The following is a 3656-nucleotide window of genomic DNA, read 5'->3' as shown; positions in this document are numbered from 1 at the left end:
GACAAATGGAGGGACAGCGCCGGGATTTATCTTTCACCCACTATGAGACGATGGAGCAGTTGGAGGACTACTGCTACTTGGTTGCCGGAACAGTTGGTGAGATGCTGCTGCCAGTCTTGCATGATCAGCCAGATATTCAAGTAATAGAAGCGGGAATATGGCTTGGAAAAGCCATGCAAATTGTAAACATTGTTCGCGACGTTGGCGAGGATCAGAGTAGAGGGCGTCGTTACCTGCCGCTTGAGCTGCTCGCTCGTCATCGCTATACCGAAAGCGACTTCGAAATGGGCGTTGTCGRCGAACGATTTCAACATCTTGTGCAAGAGCTGGATACACTTTCACGCAGTTGGTTCGCACGAGGCTTGCGCGGGCTTGAAACGTATCCTTCCAGCAGCGCTTTTTCAGTTGAGCTGGCCGCAAGCTTCTATGCAGCGATTTTGGATGAAGTAAAGGCTGCCAACTACGAAGTCTATAAGAAGCGAGCTATCGTCAGCTCATTAAATAAATTAAAGCTTTATACGAATATAAAAATGAAATATATGCTCGTATCAGAGGTTAATGACAGCAATGCGGTATCGCTATGATCCGCTACCTATTTATTTTTTGGTATTGCATCGGGTTAATCCTCATGCTGACCATTGGCGTTCCAACGTGGCTTTCCTTTTCCAATGGTTTGTTTCTCGTGTTTTTTGCCCTGTATGCCATTCATATTGAAGGCATGATGGGCGAGGAGCGCCGTCGCAGCTGGAGTAGAATAATGCTCGTTGGGGTACTTACGTTTGCTGTAGAATGGCTTGGTGTGACGATGGGATGGCCGTTTGGAGACTACAAATACACATCTTTACTTGGCATCTCGCTTGGCGGAGTACCCCTCGCCATATTTTGTGCGTGGATTGGTGTCATTGTCACTGTGATGCGAATGACTGCCTTCTCGAATCGATGGACGCGTGCGCTTCATACCGGCTTATGGACGGTTGTTTTTGACCTCGTACTCGATCCAGTGGCTTTCGCTAGGCAGTTCTGGATTTGGCATGAGCCTGGTGATTTCTACGGGATACCGGCAGCAAACTTCATCAGTTGGTTCGTTATATCAGCAGCTATATCATTTCTGTTCCCTTTAAGAGAAGTATCGGCGAACGTTCGAATCCAGGCTGTAAGACTCACGCAAATGATGCTGTTTATGTTTGGTCTCTTAGGGGCCAAAGAAGGTTTAATGATGCCGTTCATCATCGCATTGGCAGCTATCGTTGTGGCGGAAGGAGCGGGAAGGATTGATCGCAGCGGGCTCAAGCAAGTGGTTTAAACGAATATTCGCGCAATACAATGAAAACTATTTGTTAAGACGGCATTTTCACTCGTTTCAACTGAGCGGTGAGATCGATCCAGTTCCGCAAGGCCAGCCTGTGCTCTATCTTATGAATCATAGCTCTTGGTGGGATGGAATGGTTGTATATCATGCGATCGCAAACGCTTCAGCGCGTGAACACTATATGATGATGGATGAAGAGCAAATGAAGCGGTATCGATTTTTTCGCAAAATAGGAGCTTTCTCGATTGATAAGAAGTCAAGCCGAGCGATCGTTGCTTCCCTTCGATATAGTGAGAGTCTATTAAATCAAGGATATGGAGTTTGGTTATTTCCACAAGGAGATATCGAGCATCTGGAGCGTAGACCTTTAAGATTTCAAACCGGCGCGGGCTATTTATTGGAGCGCTGTCCGGGAACGATTGTTCAGCCCGTAACAGCATATTATTCGCTAGGACTTCATCAAAAGGCAGAAGTCAGTCTTCAATTCGGTAAACCTATCCACAGAGCATGGCAGCAGCTGGGACGTAAAACCATTACGACAATGCTTGAATCGGCTTTGGAGGATCAACTGAATGAACACCGCCTTGCAGTAATAGCAGCAGCTCGCGGGGAGCTAGCCGAGTATCGATCAATACTGAAGGCGAAACGGTCAACGAACGAGGTTTTTGATGCTTGGATGAACGGGGTGACAAGGTGGAAATCTTTTTTTGGACGRTAGCTGCAGCCCTGATGCTGCAGCTATTATTTGTGTTATGGAACCTCTCGCAAATGCCTTCGTTGGGAGGCAGCGGTATAGGACGAGTTTGGCTGTCAGGAGGAGCTGAGTCCATTCAAGCTGATGCTCCAGATGTTCACGGAATTACACCTAGACCACGGCTGTCTGTTCTTATCCCGGCGCGTAATGAAGCGGATAACATTGCAGCATGTATACAATCGGTGCTGCTGGAGCCTTCCATATTTATTGAGGTGCTGGTGCTGGATGATCGTTCCACAGACGGAACAGCAGAAGCTGCGCGGCTCGCTGCAGCAGGCGACAGCCGTGTTCGCGTTTTGCCCGGTGATGTGCTGCCGTTCGGCTGGCTGGGCAAGTCGCACGCATGTCATCAGCTCGTCGAAGCGGCGCACGGCGAATGGTGGTTATTTCTCGACGCTGATGCGCGGCTTGAGCCGGGTGCGCTCGCGGATGCGCTTGACACCGCTTTAGCGCAAGGTCAAGGGCTCGTGACCGGTTTCCCTAAGCAGGAAACTGGAACATGGCTGGAGAAGCTCATCGTCCCGATGATGAGCTTCTCGATTGCCTGCCATCTGCCGATACGACTCGTTCGGCAATCGCCAGATCCAAAATTCGTCGCCGCACACGGTGCTTTTCTGATGATTTCAGCAGAAAGCTACTGGGCGACAGGCGGCCATGCTGGCTTCAAAGGTCATCTCGTCGATGATATGCAGCTGGCTGGTGCTGTCAAAAAAGCCGGGCTTCCCGTCACTTTAGCCTACGTTTGCCCCCAAATTTCCATGCGTATGTATCAGAACGCTGCCGGGGTTTGGAACGGCTATAAGAAAAATATATTTGCAGGTGTAGGTCGCAGCAGCTTATTGCTTGGAATTATGTTGTTTATGTACACCTTGCTTTATATACTGCCTCCGATAATGATGATCATTAGTTTAGCTGGGCTTCTCATGCATGCATATCCGGAAGGATGGCTTACAACTGTTTTATTGCCAAGCTCGCTCTGCTATCTACTAGGCGTTTGTCTGAAGAGAATCATTGATAGGAAAAGTGGACAGCCCTGGTACTTATCCTTCTGTTTACCTGCAAGTATATTTCTGCTGTCAGCGATTGCGTTGGCCTCGTGGCGGGCGAGCTTAAATGGCACTGGTTATGAATGGAAGGGGAGGAGGTATTCGTGAAGCGAGTCATGGTCATTGGCGGAGGTTTAGGCGGATTATCTGCAGCGATTCGATTGGCATATGCGGGTTATCACGTCACTGTGCTTGAACAACAGGCAGCACTCGGCGGAAAGCTTCAGCGCATTGAGCTTGGCGGTTATCGCTTCGATCGTGGACCAAGCACGATTACGATGCCTCATGTATTTCAGCAGGTATTCGAGAGCGTTGGTCGAAGAATGGAGGACTACGTTACTTTTTATCCGCTGAACCCGGGCACGCGGAATCATTTTGCAGACGGAACGACGGTTGATTTATGCTCTGATTTCGTTCTAATGGAAGCGCAAATTGCAGCATATAGTCCAGAGGATGCGAAGCAGTATCGCTCATTCATGAAAGAGGCTGCTGCGTTATATCAACAAGCTGATCAGCTATTCATGAATCGGCTGCTGCTGTCATGGAA

The 3656-nt window shown here is 48.9% G+C and carries 5 protein-coding genes; all 5 read left to right on the top strand.

The features are described from left to right. The coding region (locus AC1DSE_RS32485; protein ID WP_477528854.1) for a phytoene/squalene synthase family protein at positions 1-584 on the top strand (584 nt) is incomplete at its 5' end. Continuing rightward, positions 581-1303: a carotenoid biosynthesis protein gene (locus AC1DSE_RS32480; RefSeq protein ID WP_477509653.1), complete on the top strand. Its 723-nt coding sequence runs from the start codon at positions 581-583 to the stop codon at positions 1301-1303. The genes AC1DSE_RS32485 and AC1DSE_RS32480, both read left to right, overlap by 4 nt. Beyond that, positions 1272-2027: a lysophospholipid acyltransferase family protein gene (locus tag AC1DSE_RS32475; RefSeq protein ID WP_477509652.1), complete on the top strand. Its 756-nt coding sequence runs from the start codon at positions 1272-1274 to the stop codon at positions 2025-2027. Before AC1DSE_RS32480 ends, AC1DSE_RS32475 begins: the two co-directional genes overlap by 32 nt. Then, complete coding sequence (locus AC1DSE_RS32470) at positions 1982-3217, top strand: glycosyltransferase family 2 protein (protein WP_477528853.1); 1236 nt, start codon at positions 1982-1984, stop codon at positions 3215-3217. The genes AC1DSE_RS32475 and AC1DSE_RS32470 overlap by 46 nt, the downstream gene beginning before the upstream one ends. After that, positions 3214-3656, top strand: a 443-nt coding sequence (locus tag AC1DSE_RS32465) for a phytoene desaturase family protein (RefSeq protein WP_477528852.1), incomplete at its 3' end; no start/stop codon positions are given. The genes AC1DSE_RS32470 and AC1DSE_RS32465, both read left to right, overlap by 4 nt.

The sequence above is a fragment of the Paenibacillus sp. 01L418 genome (assembly GCF_056400045.1).
The sequence above is the reverse complement of the archived record's forward strand: the minus strand, read 5'-3'. Positions and strand labels throughout refer to the sequence as shown.